At 66.5% G+C, this 21331-nt stretch carries 17 protein-coding genes and 1 pseudogene; 9 read left to right on the forward strand and 9 right to left on the reverse strand.

Annotation, left to right across the window (positions count from 1 at the left end; translation table 11 throughout):
* Nucleotides 1-11: 11 nt before the first annotated feature.
* From IPP91_17880 to apbC, 3 genes are all read right to left on the reverse strand, one after another.
* Nucleotides 12-1196 (reverse strand): type III PLP-dependent enzyme, encoded by a 1185-nt coding sequence (locus IPP91_17880; GenBank protein ID MBL0143913.1) that lies wholly within the window; start codon nt 1194-1196, stop codon nt 12-14.
* 166 nt (nt 1197-1362) lie between these two features.
* Entirely contained in the window at nt 1363-1929 is a 567-nt protein-coding gene (locus IPP91_17885; protein MBL0143914.1) for a dCTP deaminase, read from the reverse strand.
* A 21-nt stretch (nt 1930-1950) separates the two neighbouring features.
* Nucleotides 1951-3039 carry an iron-sulfur cluster carrier protein ApbC gene (apbC, locus tag IPP91_17890; GenBank protein ID MBL0143915.1) on the reverse strand — a complete coding sequence of 363 codons (1089 nt, stop codon included), beginning with the start codon at nt 3037-3039 and terminating at the stop codon, nt 1951-1953.
* Between the two features lie 173 nt (nt 3040-3212).
* Between apbC and metG the strand changes: the two genes are divergently transcribed.
* From metG to IPP91_17905, 3 genes are all read left to right on the forward strand, one after another.
* Nucleotides 3213-5363, forward strand: coding sequence for a methionine--tRNA ligase (gene metG / locus IPP91_17895; protein MBL0143916.1), 2151 nt, complete (start codon nt 3213-3215; stop codon nt 5361-5363).
* 91 nt (nt 5364-5454) lie between these two features.
* Nucleotides 5455-5823 carry a peptide chain release factor-like protein gene (locus tag IPP91_17900; GenBank protein MBL0143917.1) on the forward strand — a complete coding sequence of 123 codons (369 nt, stop codon included), beginning with the start codon at nt 5455-5457 and terminating at the stop codon, nt 5821-5823.
* Nucleotides 5824-6009: 186 nt separating this feature from the next.
* Nucleotides 6010-7263 (forward strand): MFS transporter, encoded by a 1254-nt coding sequence (locus IPP91_17905; GenBank protein MBL0143918.1) that lies wholly within the window; start codon nt 6010-6012, stop codon nt 7261-7263.
* A gap of 40 nt (nt 7264-7303) precedes the next feature.
* On the opposite strand, the gene dnaE is transcribed toward IPP91_17905, so the two are convergent.
* The 4 genes from dnaE to IPP91_17925 all read right to left on the reverse strand — a co-directional run bounded on the left by dnaE (nt 7304) and on the right by IPP91_17925 (nt 13915).
* Nucleotides 7304-10717: a DNA polymerase III subunit alpha gene (gene dnaE, locus IPP91_17910; protein ID MBL0143919.1), complete on the reverse strand. Its 3414-nt coding sequence runs from the start codon at nt 10715-10717 to the stop codon at nt 7304-7306.
* Nucleotides 10718-10777: 60 nt separating this feature from the next.
* Nucleotides 10778-11266, reverse strand: a complete 489-nt coding sequence (gene tadA / locus IPP91_17915; protein ID MBL0143920.1) for a tRNA adenosine(34) deaminase TadA — start codon at nt 11264-11266, stop codon at nt 10778-10780.
* Complete coding sequence (locus tag IPP91_17920) at nt 11242-12678, reverse strand: aspartate aminotransferase family protein (GenBank protein MBL0143921.1); 1437 nt, start codon at nt 12676-12678, stop codon at nt 11242-11244. Before IPP91_17920 ends, tadA begins: the two co-directional genes overlap by 25 nt.
* A gap of 64 nt (nt 12679-12742) precedes the next feature.
* Nucleotides 12743-13915: a PQQ-binding-like beta-propeller repeat protein gene (locus tag IPP91_17925; protein ID MBL0143922.1), complete on the reverse strand. Its 1173-nt coding sequence runs from the start codon at nt 13913-13915 to the stop codon at nt 12743-12745.
* Nucleotides 13916-14203: 288 nt separating this feature from the next.
* Between IPP91_17925 and IPP91_17930 the strand changes: the two genes are divergently transcribed.
* Entirely contained in the window at nt 14204-14968 is a 765-nt protein-coding gene (locus IPP91_17930; protein MBL0143923.1) for a DUF3313 domain-containing protein, read from the forward strand.
* A gap of 6 nt (nt 14969-14974) precedes the next feature.
* Here IPP91_17930 and IPP91_17935 read toward each other — a convergent pair whose 3' ends face one another.
* A complete protein-coding gene (locus IPP91_17935) occupies nt 14975-15214 on the reverse strand; it encodes a helix-turn-helix domain-containing protein (GenBank protein MBL0143924.1) in 240 nt (79 codons plus the stop codon).
* Here IPP91_17935 and IPP91_17940 point away from each other — a divergent pair.
* Nucleotides 15167-15709, forward strand: a pseudogene (locus tag IPP91_17940) (arylsulfatase). The gene IPP91_17935 and the pseudogene IPP91_17940 overlap by 48 nt on opposite strands.
* A 58-nt stretch (nt 15710-15767) precedes the next feature.
* On the forward strand, nt 15768-16127 hold the full coding sequence (locus IPP91_17945; GenBank protein MBL0143925.1) for a hypothetical protein: 360 nt from the start codon (nt 15768-15770) through the stop codon (nt 16125-16127).
* A gap of 16 nt (nt 16128-16143) precedes the next feature.
* Here the strand turns inward: IPP91_17945 and IPP91_17950 are convergent, their stop codons facing one another.
* Nucleotides 16144-16956, reverse strand: coding sequence for an SDR family NAD(P)-dependent oxidoreductase (locus tag IPP91_17950; protein MBL0143926.1), 813 nt, complete (start codon nt 16954-16956; stop codon nt 16144-16146).
* A gap of 271 nt (nt 16957-17227) precedes the next feature.
* Here IPP91_17950 and IPP91_17955 point away from each other — a divergent pair, with 271 nt between their 5' ends.
* The 3 genes from IPP91_17955 to kdpB are packed head-to-tail and all read left to right on the forward strand — an operon-like array spanning nt 17228 to nt 21322.
* Nucleotides 17228-17410: a potassium-transporting ATPase subunit F gene (locus IPP91_17955; GenBank protein MBL0143927.1), complete on the forward strand. Its 183-nt coding sequence runs from the start codon at nt 17228-17230 to the stop codon at nt 17408-17410.
* On the forward strand, nt 17410-19218 hold the full coding sequence (kdpA, locus tag IPP91_17960; GenBank protein MBL0143928.1) for a potassium-transporting ATPase subunit KdpA: 1809 nt from the start codon (nt 17410-17412) through the stop codon (nt 19216-19218). The genes IPP91_17955 and kdpA overlap by 1 nt, the downstream gene beginning before the upstream one ends.
* A gap of 19 nt (nt 19219-19237) precedes the next feature.
* Nucleotides 19238-21322 (forward strand): potassium-transporting ATPase subunit KdpB, encoded by a 2085-nt coding sequence (gene kdpB / locus IPP91_17965; GenBank protein ID MBL0143929.1) that lies wholly within the window; start codon nt 19238-19240, stop codon nt 21320-21322.
* Nucleotides 21323-21331 lie beyond the last annotated feature (9 nt).

The following is a 21331-nucleotide window of genomic DNA, read 5'->3' on the forward strand; positions in this document are numbered from 1 at the left end:
GCTTCCCGGTCTCAAACCGTGCCGAGGACAGCCACCTCGGGCAGGGGGAAGCCGTTGAAGTTCGACGCGTACGCGGTGGTGTAGGCGCCGGCGTTCTTGATGAAGATGAAATCGTCCTCCTGGAGGTCCGCCGGCAGGAGTTCGTCGCGCATCACCACGTCCACCGAGTCGCAGGTGGGGCCGGCCACGTTCCAGGCCACCGGCTCGCCATCGCGGTCGGTGTACAGGTTGTAGCGCAGGCCTTCCGTGGTCTCGATCACGCCACCGAAGACGCCCGCGTCCCAGTACATCCAGCGCTGTCCGTTGCGGGTGGCGGTCCCCACCACGCGGCAGATGAAATAGCCGGCGTCGGACACGAGGTAGCGCCCCGGCTCCGCGATCACCTGGATCTCCGGGCCGAAGTGCTTGAGTTCCCGGTTGATCAGGTCGGCGATCGTCTCGATGGACGGGATGGGCTTCACGTGCCGCACCGGATAGCCGCCGCCCAGGTTCAGCAGGCGCGGGTTGAGCCCGGCCTGCCGCATGCTCGCGAAGACCTTGCGCGCCCGCTCCATGCCCACGCGCCAGTTTTCCGGATTGAGGCACTGCGAGCCCACGTGGAAGGTAATGCCGGCCAGGTCGGCCTTGCAGTCCACCGCGGTCGCGATGAGCCCCGGAACGTCGGTCATGTGCGCGCCGAACTTGCCCGCGAGCGGCCAGTCGCTGCCGATGTTGGGCGCATCGATGCGCAGGTAGAGCTTGGCGTCGGCCTTGACCGACTGCACCTTGCGGATCTCCTCCTCGGAATCCACCACGAACCACTCGACGCCCTTCGCGCTGGCGTACTCGAGATAGGCGCGCGACTTCATCGGGTTGGAGTAGAAGATCTCCGTCACGGGAACGCCCAGCGTGATGAGCAGGTCCAGCTCGGCAATCGAGGCGATCTCGAACCCGGCCCCCTCCTGGATCAGCACCTTCAGCACGCGCGGGTCGGGGTTGGCCTTGACCGCGAAGTGCGGGCGCACGCGAGGAAGTGCCGCGCGGAAACGCCTCGTCTTGACGCGGACGATGTCCAGGTCGACAAGGAGGACAGGCTTCTTGTAGGGGTGCCGGGCGAGATACTGCTTGACGGCGCCGAAGTCCAGGCTGACTTCGGGATGGGTATCGAGAGGGAACTCCGGAATGGGGCGGAGCTTCTTGACTACGGCACGGGGCATCGATGTCTTTCGGGACGGGTCGTCGAGGCGATACGGTTCCCCGCTCCGGGCCTCGGCCCGAGGGCGAAAAACGCGCGAAGTATAGGGCAAATCGGGACCTGAACCGCAAGTTTTCTGCCGGCGGAAGGGACATGGGCCCGAGGGGCCATGGACGCGGCCGGGACCATCACATCTTGGGAAGCGTGACGCCCTGTTGCCCCTGGTACTTGCCGCCGCGGTCGCGGTAGGAAGTCTCGCAGACCTCGTCGGACTCGAAGAAGATCACCTGCGCGCAGCCCTCGCCGGCGTAGATCTTGGCCGGAAGCGGCGTCGTGTTGGAGAATTCCAGCGTCACGAACCCCTCCCACTCGGGCTCGAAGGGCGTCACGTTGACGATGATGCCGCAGCGGGCGTAGGTGGACTTCCCGAGGCACACGGTCAGGACGTTGCGCGGGATGCGGAAGTACTCGACGGTGCGCGCCAGCGCGAACGAGTTGGGCGGAATGATGCAGACGTCGCTCTCGAAGTTCACGAAGGACTTCTCGTCGAAGTTCTTGGGGTCGACGATGGTCGCGTTGATGTTGGTGAAGATCTTGAATTCCCGCGAGCAGCGGATGTCGTAGCCGTAGCTCGACGTGCCGTAGGACACGATCCGCTTCCCGTCCACCTCGCGTACCTGGCCGGGCTCGAAGGGATCGATCATGCCGTGGCTCGCCGCCATGCGGCGGATCCACTTGTCGCTCTTGATGCTCATCGGGAAGCGCCGCCTGCCGGATCAGGTGTTCTGGATGACGATCTTGGGGAAGATCGCGGTGCGGTCCTCCGCCTGCCTCGCGATGCGCGCGGCCACCTTGCGGGCGATGTCTCGGTAGATCGAGGCGATCGGGCCGTCCGGGTCGGCAACCACGGTGGGCTTGCCGCTGTCGGTCTGCTCGCGGATGGTGATGTCGAGCGGTAGACCCCCGAGGAACTCCACCTCGAAGTCGTTGCACATGCGCTCGCCGCCGCCGTGCCCGAAGATGTGCTCGGCATGGCCGCACTTCGAGCAGACGTGGATCGCCATGTTCTCGACGATACCGAGGATGGGCACCCCCACCTTCTCGAACATCTTCAGGCCCTTCCTCGCGTCGATGAGGGCGATGTCCTGCGGCGTGGTGACGATCACGGCACCCGTCACCGGCACCTTCTGCGCGAGCGTGAGCTGGATGTCACCGGTGCCCGGCGGCAGGTCCACCACCAGGTAGTCGAGGTCGCGCCAGCGCGTCTCGGTGAGCAGTTGCTCCAGGGCCTGCGTGACCATCGGGCCGCGCCACACCATGGGGGTATCGGCCTCGATGAGGAAGCCCACGCTCATCGCCTGGATGCCATGCCCTTCCATCGGCTCCATGGATTTTCCGTCCGCCGAGGTGGGCCGTCCGGTGATGCCGAGCATCGTGGGCTGCGACGGTCCGTAGATGTCGGCGTCGAGCATGCCGACGGTCGCGCCCTCGGCGGCCAGCGCCAGCGCCAGGTTCACGGCGGTCGTGCTCTTCCCCACGCCGCCCTTGCCCGAGGCCACCGCGATGATGTTCTTGATGCCGGGAACCAGCTTCACGCCCCGCTGCACGGCGTGCGACACGATCTTCGAGACGACATTCGCGCTCACGCTCGCCACGCCGGGAAGCTGCCTGAGCCGGTCCGTCACCTGCGAGCGCACCTTCTCGATCACGCCGCGGGCGGGGTAGCCCAGCACGATATCGAGCGAGACGCGGTCACCCTCCACCTTCACGTTCTTCGCGCTGCGGCCCTCCACGTAGTTGCGTCCCGTGACCGGGTCGATCAGTTCGGAAAGGGCTGCGAGGACATCCTTGTCGGCAAGTGGCATGGCGGGGTGGCGTTCGCGGGGCGAGAGCGCGGGCAGGAAGTAAGCATGCAATTTTAAAGCAATTTGCTACAATCGCGGTGACTGTATCGCATTGAAATTCATGCACTCGCCGCCGCTTCGCGCGACGACCCGAGCCGTCCGCCAACCAATTTAGGCTCGCCACTCCGGCTTCGATGCCCCGCAAGCTTTTCGTCACCACGGCGCTTCCCTACGCCAACGGCCCGTTCCACATCGGCCACATCATGGAGTACACCCAGGCCGACATCTGGGTGCGTTTCCAGAGGCTGCAGGGGCACAGGGTTCACTTCGTGTGCGCCGACGACACCCATGGTGCGCCGATCATGCTCAAGGCCGAGGCCGAAGGCATCACGCCCGAGGAACTCATCGCGCGCGTGGCCGAATCGCACCGGCGCGACCTGGCGCGTTTCGGGGTGAGCTTCGACCATTTCCACACGACGCATTCCGAGGAGAACCGCGTCCTGGCGGGGGAGATCTTCGCTTCCCTGCGCGAGGCGGGCTTCATCGCCACGAAGACGATCGAGCAGTTCTTCGACCCGGTGAAGGGGATGTTCCTGCCCGACCGCTACATCAAGGGCGAATGCCCCAAGTGCGGCGCGAAGGACCAGTACGGCGACTCCTGCGAGGCCTGCGGCGCCGTGTACGCCCCCACGGACCTGAAGAACCCGGTCTCGGCGCTGACCGGCGCCACGCCGGTGATGAAGAAGTCGGACCATTTCTTCTTCCGCCTCTCGGATCCGCGCTGCGTGGAGTTCCTGAAGGAATGGACCCAGGACGGCAAGCTGCAGACCGAAGTGGCCAACAAGGTCCGCGAGTGGCTCGACAGCGGTCTCAACGACTGGGACATCACGCGCGATGCCCCCTACTTCGGGATCGAGATCCCCGGCGCCAAGGGCAAGTACTTCTACGTGTGGCTGGACGCACCCATCGGCTACCTCGCCGCGCTCAAGAGCCACCTGGAGAAGAAGGGGCAGGATTTCGCGAAGTACGTGGCGGACCCGAAGGTGGAGCAGATCCACTTCATCGGCAAGGACATCATCTACTTCCACACCCTCTTCTGGCCGGCCATGCTCAAGTTCGCCGGACGCAAGGTCCCGGACCATGTCTTCGTGCACGGCTTCATCACGCTTTCGGGCGAGAAGATGTCCAAGTCGCGGGGCGTGTCGATCAGCCCGCAGAAATATGCCGAGCTGGGCCTGAACCCCGAGTGGCTGCGCTACTACCTGGGCGCAAAGCTCAACGCCCGCGTTGAGGACATGGACTTCAACCCGGAGGATTTCCTCGCCCGGGTGAATTCTGACCTCGTCGGCAAGTACGTGAACATCGCAAGCCGGGCAGCGGGGTTCATTTCGAAGCGATTCAACGGCAAGCTCTCCGAGGAGCCGCTCTCGGCCGGCCGCGAACTCAAGCACAAGCTGCGCGGCAACGTGGCCGCGCCCGTCCCCGACAACGAGGAACAGGTCCCTTCCATCCTCTTCGAGGTGCGCAGCTTCGCGGACCAGATCGCCGCCGATTACGACGCGCGCGAGTTCAGCAAGGCCATCCGCCAGGTGATGTTCCTGGCCGACCGGGTGAACCAGTACGTCGACGAGCAGAAACCCTGGGAGATCGCCAAGGAATCGGGGCAGGAGGCGGCGCTGCAGTGGTTCTGCACGCTCTACCTCGAACTCTTCCGCATCCTCACCATCTACCTCAAGCCCGTGCTGCCCAGGGTCGCCGAGGATGTCGAGGCCTTCCTCGCCCTGGCAAAGCCCCTGGCCTGGGAGGACGTACCGAACGCCCTCAAGCCGGGACACACCGTGCAGCCCTACAGGCACCTGCTGTCGCGCATCGATCCGAAGCAGATCGAGCAATTGCTGGAGCCCCCCGCCGAAGGGAAGCCGGAGGGGAGCGCCAAGCCCGCGGCGGCGGAAGCGCCGGAGTTCCGGCTGGAGCCCGTGGAGCCGCCGCGGCCCGCCCCCATCCTGCCGGTGGGCGAGACGATCTCGATCGACGATTTCGGGAAGATCGACCTGCGCGTGGCGCGCATCGTGGATGCGGAGCTGGTCGCGGACGCCGACAAGCTCCTCAAGCTCACTCTCGACATCGGGTTCGGCGCCGAGACGCGAACCGTCTTCGCCGGCATCCGCTCGGCCTACACGCCCAAGGATCTCATCGGCCGGCTCACCGTGATGGTCGCGAACCTGGCGCCCCGCAAGATGCGTTTCGGCGAATCCCAGGGCATGGTGCTCGCGGCGGGCGACGGCAGCTCCATCTACCTCCTCGCGCCGGACGCGGGCGCGACCCCCGGCATGCGCATCAAGTAGGAAGGGTCCGCCGGTTTTCCGGCGCGCATTGCACCCATGTCACTGCCGGACGGGGGTGCGCTTCTCCCCGGAAATCCCCCAGAATCCGGGCATGGCCCGCCGCTCCCCCCTCGCACCCCCGCCCTATGCCACCGACCGCGCGCAACTCGAGCGCGAAGTGCAGGTGGACGTTTTCCGGGCCAGCGGGCCGGGCGGGCAGCACGTGAATCGCACCGAATCGGCGCTGCGCCTGACGCACCCGCCTTCCGGGGTGGTGGTGATCGCCCAGGACTCGCCCTCCCAGCACCGCAATCGCGAGACCGCGTTCGACAGGCTCATCGAGAGGCTGGTCCGCCTCAATCACGTGCCCAGGAAGCGCGTGGCAACGAGGCCCACCCGGGCCTCGAAGGAACGGCGCATCGGGGAAAAGAAGCTGCGGGGCGTGACCAAGCGCGGGCGCGGGAAGGTGGGCGACGAGTGAGGTGGCCTGCCTGCGCTTGCGGGTCCACGCACTCCTGCAGGCAGTGGGCTTGGGTTACGCCATGCACGGGCAGGCGCAGCGGCTGGCCCTGGCCGTGTTTCCACGCCGGATTGTGCGCAAGACCAGCGCAACGCCGCGATGCCGGATAATGCCGGTTCACCAGAGCGCAAAGCAGGAATTCCCCCAATGCAGAAAGCAGTCGTCGCCGAACCCACGGACGTCATCGCCCCGACGCGGATGACGGGGCAGGAGGCGGTGTTTCCGATCCTGATTTCGCTCGGCGTATGCCATTTGCTCAACGACCTCATGTCGTCGCTGATCCCGGCTCTGTATCCGATGCTGAAACAGCAGTTCCATCTGGACTTCACGCAGATTGGCATGATCACCCTGGCGTTCCAGCTCACCGCGTCACTGCTGCAGCCGACGATCGGGATTTATACGGACCGGCGGCCGCAGCCGTATTCACTGGTTATCGGAATGGGTGCGACGTTGATCGGGCTCGTCCTGCTTTCGATGGCGAATGCCTACGCGTCGGTGCTGCTCGCCGCCGCCCTTGTCGGCATGGGTTCGGCGGTGTTTCACCCCGAGGCCTCGCGTGTCGCGCGGATGGCCTCCGGCGGGCGCTACGGCGTCGCCCAGTCGCTGTTCCAGGTCGGCGGCAATCTCGGCAGCGCCATCGGCCCGCTGCTGGCTGCCTTCATCGTCCTGCCGCGGGGCCAGGGTGCGATTGCCTGGTTCTCGCTTGCCGCGCTGCTTGCCATGATGCTGCTGACGCGCGTAGGCATGTGGTACGCGGCCCACCAGCGCCATACCCGCAAGGTCACGCGCGCAGCCGCCGGTGTGGCGGAGATCCCGCGGGCTCGCGTGATCTTTTTCGTCTTCCTGCTGATGATCCTGGTGTTCTCGAAGAGCGTTTACACCTCCAGCCTGACGTCGTTCTTCACCTTCTACCTGATCGAGCGGTTCCACCTGTCCGTGCAGGACGCGCAGGTGCAGCTTTTCATCTTCATGGCCGCAATCGCGGTGGGAACCCTGGTCGGCGGTCCCGTCTCGGACCGGATCGGCCGGCGGCCGATGATCTGGATCTCGGTCCTCGGTGCGCTGCCGTTCACGCTGTTGCTGCCCTACGCCAACCTGTTCTGGACCGACGTGCTGACAATCGTCATCGGCCTGCTGATGGCTTCCACTCTCCCGGCCATCCTGGTCTACGCGCACGAGCTGATGCCCGGGCGCATCGGCCTGGTATCGGGCATGTTCTTCGGCTTCTCCTTCGGCCTGGGTGGCCTGGGTGCAGCGGTGTTGGGTCGCATCGCCGATGCCAGCGGCATTGCGTTCGTCTACCAGCTCTGCTCCTATCTGCCGGCGATCGGCCTGATCGTCTGGTTTTTGCCGGATCTGGAACGCGATCGCCTGAGCGGCGATTCGTCAGTCCCGCGATAGACCAGCCTCTCGGCGGAATCCGGCTCGTTCCTCGACCCCGCTAGTACATGACCTCGACGTTGCGCTCCGTGAGCCACTCGGAGAGCGAGGCGAGGAGCGGCGCGGACACCTTCACCCGGAATTCGTCCGGCAGCCGGATATCGCACTCGCCCTGGGCGTTGCGGTAGCGGATGGCCACCGCGCACTTGCCGCCCGCGTAGGGCGCAAGGAGCGCGCGCAGCTTGGCGGAGTCCGCCTGCCCGTTGATGGAAAGCCGCAGGGCCCGGGCATAGACGCTGCGGATCTCGGCCAGGTCCATGAGCTTGTCGGCCGTGAAGCGCAAGCCGCCGGAAAACTCGTCCTGCGATACGCGTCCCTGCACGACCACGACCTGGTCTTCCTGGATCACGGCGCGCTTCTCGTGGAACAACTCGCCGAACACCACGACCTCGATGCGGGCGCTGCCATCGTCGAGCGTGAGCACCGCCATGCGGCCCCGCCGCGAATTGCGCATGGCCACCCCGTAGATGACGCCCGCCGCCATCTGCGGCTCGTGGGCAGGCTGCAGGTTCGCCAGCGGCGTCCTGGCCACACGGCGGATTTCGTCCCTCCAGACGCTGAACGGGTGGCCGCTCAGGTAGAACCCCAGGCTCTGCTTCTCCGCCACGAGCCTCTCGCGCTCCGGCCAGTCCGGCACCCGCATGAGTTCGAAGGCCTCGGCCGTCGCCTCCTCCGCGCCGCCGAAGAGGCTGGTCTGCTGCGCGAACCGCTCCGCCTTCTCCGCAAGCTCCAGCGCCGCGCCGAGCGAGGCGAGGAGGCCTGCGCGGTTGGCCTCGATGGAATCGAACGCGCCGGCCTTCACCAGCGCCTCCATCGCGCGGCGGTTCACGACGCGGCGATCCACGCGCCGGCAGAAATCGCCCAGGTCGCGGAACGGGCCGCCCGCCTGGCGCGCCTTGACGAGGTTGTCGATGGCCTGCTCGCCCGTTCCCTTCACGGCCCCGAGCCCGTAACGGACGCGCTTGCCGTCCAGCGGTGCGAACCGGTAACCGCCCTCGTTCACGTCCGGCGGCAAGACCTCGAGGCCGTTGGCGCGCGAGTCGTCGAAGATGACCTGCACCTTGTCGGTGTCGTTCATCACCGCCGAGAGGTTCGCGGCGCAAAATGCCGCCGGGTAGTGCGTCTTGAGGTAGGCCGTCTGGTACGCGATCAGCGCATAGGCCGCCGAGTGCGACTTGTTGAAGCCGTACCCGGCGAACTTCTCCATCTGGTCGAAGAGGACCGTGGCCTTCCTTTCCTCGAGCCCGCGCTCCGTGGCCCCCTTGAGGAAGACCTTGCGCTGCTGGGCCATTTCCTCGGGCTTCTTCTTGCCCATGGCGCGCCGCAGCAGGTCCGCCCCACCGAGCGTATAGCCGCCGATGACCTGCGCGATGGTCATCACGTGCTCCTGGTAGGTCATGACCCCGTAGGTGGGCTCCAGGATCTCCTTCAGCCGGGGATCGAGGTACTCCCAGCGCTGCCGGCCATGCTTCCTCTCGATGAACTCGGGGATGAGGTCCATCGGTCCGGGACGGTAGAGCGCATTCAACGCGATGAGGTCCTCCAGGCGGTCGGGCCTCGCCTTCATGATGAGGTCGCGCATGCCGCGGGATTCGAACTGGAAGATGGCGACCGTGTTGCCCGAGGAGAACACCTTGTAGGCGGCGGGGTCGTCGAGCGGGATCGACTGGATGTCGAAGTCCGGATGCCCCATCCGGCGGATGTGGCGCTCGCTATCGGCGATGATCGTGAGTGTGGTGAGGCCCAGGAAGTCGAACTTCACGAGCCCGGCCTTCTCCACGTCGTCCTTGTCGAACTGGCTCACCGTGGCCGCCGATCCGTCGGCGCAATAAAGGGCGGTGAAGTCCGTGAGCTTGCCGGGGGCGATGAGCACGCCCCCAGCGTGCATGCCCACGTTGCGCGTGAGCCCCTCCAGCGCCCGGGCCAGGCGCATGAGGCCGCGGACCTCCTCCTGCTCCTCGATCAGCTGCCTGAGCTGCGGCTCCACCTCGATCGCCTTGTCGAGGGTCATGCCCAGTTCGAAAGGGATCAGCTTGGCGATGCGGTCCACCTCGCCATAGCCCATGCCGAGCACGCGCCCGACGTCGCGAACGACCGCCTTGGCCGCCATGGTGCCGAAAGTGGCGATCTGCGACACGCTGTGCGCGCCGTACTTGGCGCGGACGTACTCGATCACCCGGTCGCGCCCCTCCTGGCAGAAGTCGATGTCGAAGTCGGGCATCGATACGCGCTCGGGATTGAGGAAGCGCTCGAAGAGGAGCTCGTAGCGAAGCGGATCGAGGCCCGTGATGCCGAGCGACCAGGCGACCACCGACCCGGCTCCCGAACCGCGGCCGGGACCCACGGGAACGCCGTTCTTCTTCGCCCAGTTGATGAAGTCCGCGACAATGAGGAAGTAGCCGGGAAAGCCCATCTGCACGATCGTGGCCACTTCGTAATCCAGCCGCTCGACATAGGCCGGCCGAGCGCAATCACGCTGCGCGGCATCCGGGCAGGCTTGCGCGAGATGGCTTTCGAGGCCCTGCATCGCCAGCGCGCGCAGGTAGTCGCCCTCCGACTGACCCGCAGGTATCGGAAACTCCGGCAGCCGGGTCTTGCCGAGCACGAACTCGAACGCGCAGCGGCGCGCGATCTCCACCGAGTTCTCGAGCGCCTCGGGCAGGTCGGCGAAGAGTTCGGCCATTTCCGCCTGCGTCTTGAAGTACTGCGACGGCCGGAACTCGCGCGGACGGCGCGCGTCGCCCAGCACCCAGCCCTGCGCGATGCACACCCGGGCCTCGTGGGCGGCGAACTCCTCCTCGCGCACGAACTGCACCGGGTGCGTCGCCACGACCGGCAGGTCGAGCCGTCCGGCCAGCGCCGCGGCCGCGTGTACGTAAGGAGCATTGCGCCCCGGCTCCGCGCGCTGCAGTTCCAGATAGAAAGCGCCAGGGAAATCCTGCACCCACTCCCGCGCGAGCGATTCCGCCTGCTCCGTGGCGCCCGCGAGAAGCGCCGCGCCGACGTCTCCCGCCTCCGCCCCCGACAGGACGATGAGCCCGTGGACGCCCTTCAGCCATTCGCGCCGCACTTCGGCCCGGCCGCGCCACTGGTTCTCGGCGTATGCGCGCGTGAGAATTTCGCACAGCGCGAGGTAGCCGGCATGGTCGCGGCAAAGCACGACGATGCGCGAAGGCTGGTCGCGGTTCCTCTCGTTGGTGATCGCCAGATCACAGCCGATCACCGGCTGCACGCCGCTCGCACGGGCGGCGAGGTAGAACTTGACCGCCCCGAACAGGCTCGCGGCATCCGTGATCGCAAGCGCCGGCATGCCATCGGCCGCGGCAGCGGTGACGGCGTCGTCCACGCGCACGATCCCGTCCACGATCGAATACTCCGTGTGCAGGCGAAGGTGGACGAAACGGGGAGCGGGCATCGAGGCGGAACGCGTGGGGATTGCCGGCAAATTCTACACCCGGCGCAGCGCCCGCTCCCGCTAGCGACGCTCGGCGAAGAATCGCCTGAGGATCGCTCCGCACTCGTCGGCGAGGACGCCGCCCGTGAATGCCGTCTGGTGGTTCAGTTTCGCGTCGGACGCAAGAGCCACCGCCCCACCGCAGGCACCCGTCTTGGGATCCTGCGCGCCGAAGACGACGCGCGCCAGGCGGGCGTGCAACATCGCGCCCACGCACATCGCGCAGGGCTCAAGCGTCACGTAAAGACTGCAACCCGTGAGCCGGTAATTGCCCAGCCGGGCAGCGGCCGCGCGCAGCGCCACGATCTCGGCGTGGGCGCTCGGGTCGTTCGTGCCGATGGGGCGGTTGGACCCGCGGCCAATGATTTCCCCGTCCTTCACCACCACGGCCCCGACGGGCACTTCGCCAAGCGCGCCCGCGCCAGCGGCGAGGACGAGCGCCTCGCGCATGAAGACTGCGTCACCCGCGGTCGCGTCCTCCCCGCTCACCGGCCCTCCTGCAAAAGGCATTCCTCGAGGATCGCGAGCGCCCGGTCCATGTCCGCCTGCGTGGTCACGAGCGGCGGCGTCAGCGTGAGGACGTTGCCCATCGAGGTCTTGAAGGAAAGCCCGCGGTCGAGGGCGCGATAGAGTATTCGCTCGGCGGCGGCGTTGGCGGGTTCGCGGCTGTCGCGGTCTTCGACGAGCTCGACGCCCAGCAGCAGACCGCGGCCGCGCACGTCCCCGACCAGGGAAAAGCGATCTCGCCACTGCGCCATGCGCTCCAGCGCGCGCGCGCCGACCCGCGCGGCGTTCTCCACCAGGCCTTCCTCGTCGATCACCGCCAGGGTCTCGAGCGCCGCGGCCGCGGTCACCGGATTCTTCTCGTGCGTGTAGTGCCCGAAGGCATGGTCCTCGCCGACGTCGAGCCCCTCGCGGCAGGCCGCGGCTGCGATCGGCAGCACGCCCCCGCCAAGCGCCTTGCCCAGGACGACGATGTCGGGCCTCACGCCGTCGTGGTCACAGGCCAGGAAGCGCCCTGTCTTGCCCAGCCCCGTGGGGATCTCGTCGAAGATGAGTAGCGTCCCGTGCGCGTCGCAGGCCTCGCGGACCGCCTGCCAGAATCCCGGCGGGGGCACGTAGGGAACGGCCCGGGCCGGCTCGGCGATGACGGCCGCCACGTCGCGTTCGCGCTCGAGCACATAGCGGACCATTTTCGCGCACGCGAGGCCACAGGTTGCAAGGGGCGGCTTGCCGTCGGGTCCCGTCCGGTAGCCATAGGCGCATCGATAGCACGCGTAGGGGGCCACGTGCTCCGCCCCGGGAAGCAGCGGCCCGATGGGCCCGGAGCGGAAGAGCGACTCACCGCCCACGCTCGACGCGCCGAAGCCGGCGCCATGAAACGAATCCCAGAACGAGATCGTCTTGAAGCGCCCGGTCGCCGCGCGCGCCACTTTCAGCGCAACCTCGATGGCATCCGACCCGCCCGTCGTGAACAGCACCCGCGCACCGGGGAACGGCATGCGCGCCACGAGTGCCTCGGCGAGCCGGACGGAGGGTTCGCACGTGAAGCGGCGCGGGGCGAAGGAGAGTTCGTCCAGCTGGCGCTTGATCGCGGCGATCACGCGCGGATGGGCATACCCCACGTGGTGGACATTGTTGCCGTGGAAGTCCATGTAGCGCCGGCCGGCCGTGTCCTCGATCCAGATGCCCTCGGCCCTGGCGATCGCATTGAGGCAGGGGGTCGATACGGATTGCCTGAGGAAAACGGCCGAGTCCCGATCGAGCAGCGCGCGCGCGGCCGGGTCGATCGATCTTGCCTGCCATTCGGCGCGCAGCGGCGTGCGATTGACGTCACTCTCGGCAAGCGCCGGGATAACGGGGGATCGCGGTGCGGACAAGGCGGAAATCTCCAGCAGGGTGACGGTGGCGTCGAGCGCCATCCTACACCGCCCTCCTCTCTCCCCCGACCTCGGCGGAAAGCGGCCGGAGCTGCGCGGAAAACCTCTAGGGAGTGCCCGCCTTCACCGCCTTCCAGTCGCGGAAGACATCGAGGTCGAACCCGTCCGGATAGAAGAGGTAGCCGGGTTTGTGCCCCGGGGTATCGGTGACGCCGTACTGCCAGATGATCTTCTTGGTGATCCGGTCGATCACGATCACGCGATGGCGCAAGTCGTCGGAGACGAGAATGTCGCCGGTTCCCGGAAGTTCCCTGGCGAGCGACGGGTGATCGAGCATCCCGTCTCCCGACTTCGGGTCGTACTGCCACAGGACCTTGCGCGTCGCGGGATCGAAGATCACCACGCGGCCCGGCTTCCAGAAATCCGCGACGATGACGTTCTTGCCATCGGCCGTCGGGAACGCATCGGAGGGATAGCGGATGTTGGGGGCCTTCACGCTCCAGACGACCTTGCCTTCGCGGGTGATCCGCGTGATCCACGCGTCCCGGATCTCGGAAACGAGGATGTCGCCGTTTTCCAGCGGCGTGGCGCCGTTCGGGTAGGCGAGGCGCGCCGGCGGGTCATGGCGGCAGTCGCCCGTCTTGCCCCACTGCGTCGAGATGGCATTCAGCGTCGGGTCGATGATGAGCACGCGGCAGTTGCGGATGTCGGCCGTGAGGAACTTTCCGTCGGCGAGCAGGTGCGCGTCGTCGGGGTAGTGAAGGAAGCCCGGCTTCGAGCCCTTCTGCTCCGGCACGCCGTAAGTCCAGGTGATCTCACGCTTCTCGTAATCGACGATGTGTACGTCGTAGTTGTCCTCCTCGCTCACTGCGAGCAGCTTGCCGTCCCCGGAGAAATTCACGTCCTCGTTGCCGCTGTAGATCGTGAGGTTGGGGGAAGTGAATTCCCAGACGATGCGCTTGTCGGGCGTCACTTCGAGCAGGCGGTTGTTGCGGCGGTCCGCGATGAGGATGGGAAATGGCAGCGGCTTGCCCCAGGAAGCAACCGGCGCCTTGCGGTTGCCGGTGACCGGCGGGATGGCGGGAAGCGTCACGCCGCTGGAGACGGCGCCCGCGCCCTTCGGATCATCGATGCCCCCCTTGACCACCTCCTTCTTCGAGGGTGGCGCGCCCTTGACCAGTTCCGCGGGTGGCGAGGCAAGCGCAAGTCCTGCAGCGGCGGCGAAAATCGCGGTCAAGCCCACCCGCGCACAGGAAAGAACGAAGTTTGGCGTATTCATGCCGCCAGCCTAGTGCGGGGACTTCGCCCCGGTTTGATCCCGGGCAAGCTTCGATCGACTAGCTGCGCCGATCCGGGGGGGGTGCCCGCCGCGAAAGCGGAGGACGCACGAAGCGACATGCTAGACTTCGCCGCACGCAACCGCCTTCGTTCCGACGGAACCTCCCCCCGTCTCGAAATATCCGGGAACGCGATTTGCCCACCGGCAATCAGGTCGACCTTACCCTTACTGGAGAGTGAAATGATGTCGCCCCATAGCGCGATCCGCGCCAATACGTCATTGAAATCCATGCTCGCGATCTTCGTGGCGGGCGCGATGCTCGCGGGCTGCGGATCGACGGGTTCGGTGCTGGGCGACGGCGCCCAGGTGACCGCCACCGATACCACCCGCCTGACCCGAAGCGGCTTCCTGTCCGACTACGCACGGCTCAAGCCCACGATTGCCGGCGAAGGCATCGAGTGCTGGCGCTCGCCTGGCCTCGATCCGAAGAAGTACGACAAGGTCATGATCTCGAGGATGGTCGTGACCCTCAAGCCCGGCGACAACAACCAGATCGATCCCACCGACCTCAAGACGCTCGTGGACTATTTCCATGGCTCGATGACGAAGGCGCTCAAGCGGCAAATGCAGGTCGTCGACAAGCCGGGCACCGGCGTGGCCGTCATGCGGATTGCACTTACCGACCTGGTGCCGACCGAGGTTTCGCGCAGCGCGATGGGCACGCTCGTGCCCTACGGATTCGTGGCGGAAGCGGGATCAGGCGCGGCGGAGGGCAAGCCGGCGGGTTCGACCCCGTACCTGGGCGAGACCGGCATGGAGATGCAGATCCGCGACGGCGCCTCGGGGGACATCCTTGCCGAGTGCCGCGATACGCAGATCGGGAGAAAGTACGCTGCCGACGTCGACTCCTCCGCGGCGGGCGCGGCCCAAACGTGGGCGAGCGGCTACCTGAACTCGTTCGAGAGCTGGGCCTACGCGCGCAACGCGTTCGACAAGTGGTCGGAACTCACTGCCAGGCGCTTTGCCGAGCTGCGCGGGGTGCCGGCCAGGTAGGCCTGCTCAGCGGGCGCGCCACTGCTTCGGACTCATCCTTGCCCAGCTCCGGAACGCCCGCGAGAAGACCGCCGGATCCGCATAGCGTATTGCAGCAGCGACTTCCGACAACGAAAGTTGCGTGTTTTGCAGCAGCTGCTTCGCAAGTTCGAAGCGCGGTTGACTGACGAGTTGGCGCAGGCTGGTCCGCTCGGCGGCACCTATTCGGGCGTGCTGACCGGCGTGCCGGGCAGCACGGCACCGAATATCCTGAACAAGTCCTACACGATCACGGCCGAGGTGGAAATTCCCGCCGGTGGCGCGGAGGGCATGATCGTCACCGAAGACGGGCGCTTCGGCGGCTACGGCCTGTTCCTGAGCCGCGGCGAGTTCGGCGTGGGCCGGGGCAAGGTGGTGTTCCTGTACAACCTGCTCGACCTCAAGCGCACGGCCTGGGAGGGGCCCGAGCTCGGCGCCGGCAAGCACACCATCGTCTTCGACTACAAGGTCGATGAACCGGGACTGGGCAAGAGCGGCAAGGGCGTGCTCTCCGTGGATGGCAAGGAAGTGGCCAGGAACTCGATGGAACACGGCACCCCGATCACGTTCCCGGAAGACGAGACCTTCGACATCGGCCAGGACACCCGCACCGGGGTGGCGTTGCTCGAGTATCGCTACGATGCGCCGTTCAAGTTCACGGGCAAGATCAACAAGCTGACCTTCAGGCTCGAGCCGGAGAAGAACGCGAAAGCGGTGCACTGATGGCTGCCGACCGTTGCCGGCCGTGTCCGGGCCCGAAGGACCAAGCGCAATCGGGGCGATGAACAAGGCTCTGCTTTTCGCCGCTGTCGGCGAAGCCGCGACCGGATTTGCGTTGCTGGTCGTGCCAACGGTCGTCGGGCGGTTGCTGCTGGGCGAGGAACTGACTGGCGCCGCATTGCCGGTGGCACGCGTGGCGGGCATCGCGCTGATCGCGCTGGCGCTTGCCTGCTGGCCGGGCCCGGCGCTGCTGGGCATGCTCACCTACAGCCTGGCCGTCACGCTGTACCTTTCCTGCCTCGGTTTCGAAGGGGGATCGACCGGCGTTCTCTTGTGGCCAGCGGTTGCCCTGCACGCGGTCCTGACGGCAGTCCTGACCTGGGCCTTCGCGGGCAGACGTCGACCGCAAGGCGAAGCGTAAAGAGACGGGGCGCGGCCTAGCCCGGTGCCCGCGGGGAACGCGCCGGCGCACTGTCGTCCTCGGCCGGTGCCCACGGGATCCCGCTGATTCTGCCCACGAGGCGGGCCGACAGGTGGCCCAGGAACGGCCGCAGCACCTTCCACGGGAACGCCGGCACGATGCCGGAAGCCACGCGCCTTTCGATCAGCGGCACCATTTCGCGCGCTGCCTGGTCGACAGTGATCGCGAACGGAATCTTGCCGATGTCGAGGCTCTCGACAATGTCGGTCTTGACGAAGCCGGGCATGATCCTGGTGACGGTGATCGCATTGCGCGCCAGCTCGTCGCGCGCGACATCGAGATACATCGAGAAGCCGGCCTTGCTCGCACAGTAGGCAGCCTGTTGCGGCAGCTTCTGCAGCGAGGCGAGCGACGAGATGCCGACGATCTGGCCGCTGCCTCGCTCGAGAAAATGCTCGACGGCGGCATTGGTCGTCGCGATTGCGCCGGCGAGGTTGGTGCTGATCAACGCAAGTTCCCTGGCCATCTCGCCACGCCCGATCCGGGTCAGGTCGTTCGCGCCCGCATTGACAACCACGATGTCCGCGCCGCCCAGTGCCTTGAAGAGGCCACCGAGGGCCGGACCGACGGCGGCAACGTCGGTGACGTCCACCACGAGCAGTTCGACACGCAACCTGACGTTGCGCCTGCCGATCTCGGCGCGCACCTCCTCCAGCGCGTCGCGCCGACGGCCGGTAAGACCCAGGTGGTACCCGCGCTCGGCGAAGGCGAAGGCCAGTGCGCGGCCGATGCCGGCCGACGCGCCGGTGATGACAATCGTCTTGCCCATGGGTTGCTTCCCTTCCGAGGATCGCTGGACGACGAAGAAGGCTACCCCGGACAGTATGCCGCGCCACCCCCCGGAAAGTGGGGCGCGGCTTGCACGCTTGCGAACCATCGGCTCCGGTACCGTGAAGCAATCGCGTGCCGGCCGAGGGGCGGCATCGGACTGCCGCGAACCCTGTTCTTTACGCGATCTTGATGCCCCATCGCGCAATCTCTATGCGGCCTTGATGCGCCGCTCCCTAGACTTTCGACTTCTATTGCTGCCATTGGGAGGCATGTATGGATGTCCTGTTTATCGGCGCGAGCGTGCTGATGTTCCTTGCGATCGTGGGCATGGTCATCGGCTGCGACAAGCTGGGGGTGCGCAAGTGACCTGGCTCTATTGGCTCGCCGGCTCGGCTTCGCTGGGCCTGGTCGTCTACCTGGCCTACGCCTTGTTGCGTGCCGAGGACTTCTGATGAACACGCAAGCCTGGGTCCAGCTGGTCGCCTATTTGGCCGTCCTGCTTGCTCTGTCGTGGCCGCTGGGCAAGTGGCTGGTTGCGGTCGCCGACGGTCGCTTTCCGCGCTGGATGGCGCCGCTCCAGGCCATCGAGCGCGGCCTGTACCGGCTGGCCGGCGTGGCGTCTGAAGCCGGCATGGGCTGGCGCCAGTACGCCGTCGCCCTGGTCGCCTTCAACTTCCTGGGCGTGATGGCCGCCTACGCATTGCAACGCCTGCAGGGTGTGCTGCCGCTCAATCCGCAGGGCATGGCCGCAGTCGCGGCCGACTCGTCATTCAACACCGCAGTCAGCTTCGTCACGAACACCAACTGGCAGGGCTACGGCGGCGAAACCACGATGAGCTACCTCACGCAGACGCTGGCGCTGGCCGTGCAGAATTTCTTCTCCGCCGCGACCGGCATCGTCGTGGTCATCGCCCTGGTCCGCGGCTTCGTCGCCAGGTCCTCGCCGTCGATCGGCAACTTCTGGGTCGACATCACCCGCGTGACGGCTTACGTGCTGTTGCCGCTGTCGCTGGTGTTCTCGGTCTTCCTGGTCAGCCAGGGGGTGATCCAGAACGTCTCGCCCTACAAGGACGTCACGACGCTCGAGGTCAACGCCTATCAGCAACCCGGGAGCGGTCCTGACGGCCAGTCGCTGAAGGACGCCAAGGGCAACCCGGTGATGGAGGACGTCAAGACCGACAGGCAGACGCTCGCGATGGGCCCGGTCGCCTCGCAGGAAGCGATCAAGTTGCTCGGCACCAATGGCGGCGGGTTCTTCAACGCGAACTCGGCGCACCCGTACGAGAACCCGACGGCACTGTCGAACTTCTTCGAGATGCTGTCGATCTTCCTGATCCCCGCCGCGCTCGTGTTCATGTTCGGGCGCATGGTTGGCGACCCGCGCCAGGGCTGGGCCGTGCTGGCTGCGATGACGGCGCTCTTCGTCGTCTCGGTCATTGTCGTGACGGCGCAGGAGCAGCAGGGCAGTCCGCAGCTCGAGGCACTCGGTGCCGACCAGTCCGTCAGCGCCGCCCAGCCAGGAGGCAACATGGAGGGCAAGGAGGCGCGCTTCGGCATTGCTGCAAGCGGCCTGTTCGCCGCAATCACCACGGCCGCGTCGTGCGGCGCCGTCAACGGCATGCACGACTCGTTCACGCCGCTCGGTGGCGCGGTGCCGCTGGTGTTGATGCAGCTTGGTGAAGTCGTCTTCGGCGGCGTGGGCACCGGGCTGTATGGCATGCTGATCTTCGCCATCCTGGCGGTGTTCATCGCCGGGCTGATGATCGGCCGCACGCCCGAGTACCTCGGCAAGAAGATCGAGACCTACGAGATGAAGATGACGTCGATCGCGATCCTCGTCACGCCGATCCTCGTGCTGACGGGTGCTGCCGTGGCCGTTCTGGCCGATGCCGGCAAGGCCGGCATAGCCAACCCGGGCGCGCACGGCTTCTCCGAGATCCTCTACGCCTTCACCTCGGCGGGAAACAACAACGGCAGCGCCTTCGCCGGACTGTCGGCCAACACCCCTTTCTACAATACGATGCTGGCCATTGCGATGTGGTTCGGCCGCTTCGGTGTGATCGTGCCGGTGCTCGCCATTGCGGGTTCGCTGGCTGCCAAGAAGCGGATGGCGGTCACCTCAGGGACGTTGCCCACGCATGGGCCGCTGTTCGTGACCCTGCTCATCGGCACCGTGCTGCTCGTCGGCCTGCTCAATTACGTGCCGGCGCTGGCGCTGGGGCCGGTGGTCGAGCACCTCATGTTGTGGTACCCGAAGTGAGCCAGGACAGGACACGATCATGACAACCGCAAGAGCTTTGCCCCTGTTCGACCCCGCGCTCGTCAAGCCGGCCATCGCCTCGGCCTTCGGCAAGCTGGACCCGCGCGTGCAATGGCGCAACCCGGTGATGTTCGTCGTCTACATTGGCAGCTTCCTCACCACGATCCTCTGGGTGCAGGCTCTCGGTGGCCAGGGCGAGGCGCCGCAGGGCTTCATTCTGGCAATAGCGCTGTGGCTCTGGTTCACCGTGCTCTTCGCCAACTTCGCCGAAGCGCTTGCCGAGGGTCGCAGCAAGGCGCAGGCCTCATCCTTGCGCAGCATGAAGCGAAAGGTCATCGCCAAGAAGCTGGAGAAGCCGGTGCACGGTTCGTCATGGCATCCGCAGGAAGCCGATGAGCTGCGCAAGGGTGCCGTCGTGCTGGTCGAGGCCGGGGACGTGATCCCACTGGACGGCGATGTGATCGAAGGCGTGGCCTCGGTGGATGAGAGCGCCATCACCGGTGAATCGGCGCCCGTGATCCGCGAATCCGGCGGTGACTTCGCGTCGGTCACCGGCGGCACACGTGTGCTCTCGGACTGGCTGGTGGTCCGTGTCGGCGTGAACCCGGGCGAATCCTTCCTCGACCGCATGATCGCAATGGTCGAGGGCGCCAGGCGCCAGAAGACGCCCAACGAGATTGCGCTCACCATCCTGCTGGTGGCGCTGACGATCGTATTCCTGGTCGTGACGATGACTCTGCTGCCGTATTCGATCTTCAGTGTCGAAGCCAACAGGGCGGGTGCGCCGGTGACGATCACTGCGCTGATCGCACTCCTGGTGTGCCTGATTCCCACCACCATCGGCGCGCTGCTGTCGGCCATCGGCGTGGCCGGCATGAGCCGGATGATGGGCGCCAACGTCATCGCGACCTCGGGCCGCGCGGTCGAGGCCGCGGGCGACGTGGACGTGCTGCTGCTCGACAAGACGGGCACCATCACGCTCGGCAACCGCCAGGCCTCTGCCTTCGTGCCCGCCAGGGGTGTGAGCGAGCAGACACTGGCCGACGCGGCGCAGTTCGCCTCGATGGCCGACGAGACGCCCGAAGGACGCAGCATCACCGTGCTGGCCAAGCAGAAGTTCAATCTGCGCGAACGCGACCTGTCGTCGCACAAGACGATCTTCGTGCCGTTCACGGCGCAGACGCGCATGAGCGGTGTCGACATCGAAGGCGACGGCGGCACCGTGCGCAAGCTTCGCAAGGGTGCCGGTGATGCCATCCGCAGGCACGTCGAAGTGCTGGGTGGCAGCTTTCCGGCCGACGTCCAGACTGCAGCCGACGACATCGCCCGCAGGGGCAGCACGCCGCTCGTCGTATCCGACGGGGTCCGGGTCCTCGGCGTCGTCGAGCTGAAGGACATCGTCAAGGGGGGCATCAAGGAGCGCTTCGCCGAATTGCGCCGCATGGGCATCAAGACCGTGATGATCACCGGCGACAACCGCCTCACCGCGGCGGCCATCGCTGCCGAGGCCGGCGTGGACGACTTCCTGGCCGAGGCCACGCCCGAGGCGAAGCTGAAGATGATCCGGGACTACCAGGCCGAGGGGCGCCTGGTGGCAATGACGGGCGACGGCACCAACGACGCCCCGGCGCTGGCCCAGGCCGACGTGGCGGTGGCGATGAACACGGGCACGCAGGCCGCCAAGGAGGCCGGCAACATGGTCGACCTGGACAGCAATCCGACCAAGCTTCTGGAGATCGTCGAGACCGGCAAGCAGCTGTTGATGACGCGCGGCTCCCTGACCACCTTCAGCATTGCCAACGACGTGTCCAAGTACTTCGCGATCATCCCCGCGATGTTCGTGACCACCTATCCGCAGCTCGGCGCGCTGAACGTGATGGGACTGGCCACCCCGTCGTCGGCCATCCTGTCCGCGGTGATCTTCAACGCCATCGTCATCGTCCTGCTGATTCCGCTGGCGCTCAAGGGCGTGAAGTACCGCGCCATCGGCGCCGCTGCGCTGCTGCGCCGCAACGTCTTCATCTACGGTGTGGGCGGGTTGATCGCACCTTTCATCGGCATCAAGCTCATCGACCTGTTGCTGGTGGCCCTGCACCTTGCCTGAAGGAACTGT

This window comes from Betaproteobacteria bacterium (genome assembly GCA_016720855.1).
Lineage (GTDB): Bacteria > Pseudomonadota > Gammaproteobacteria > Burkholderiales > Usitatibacteraceae > FEB-7.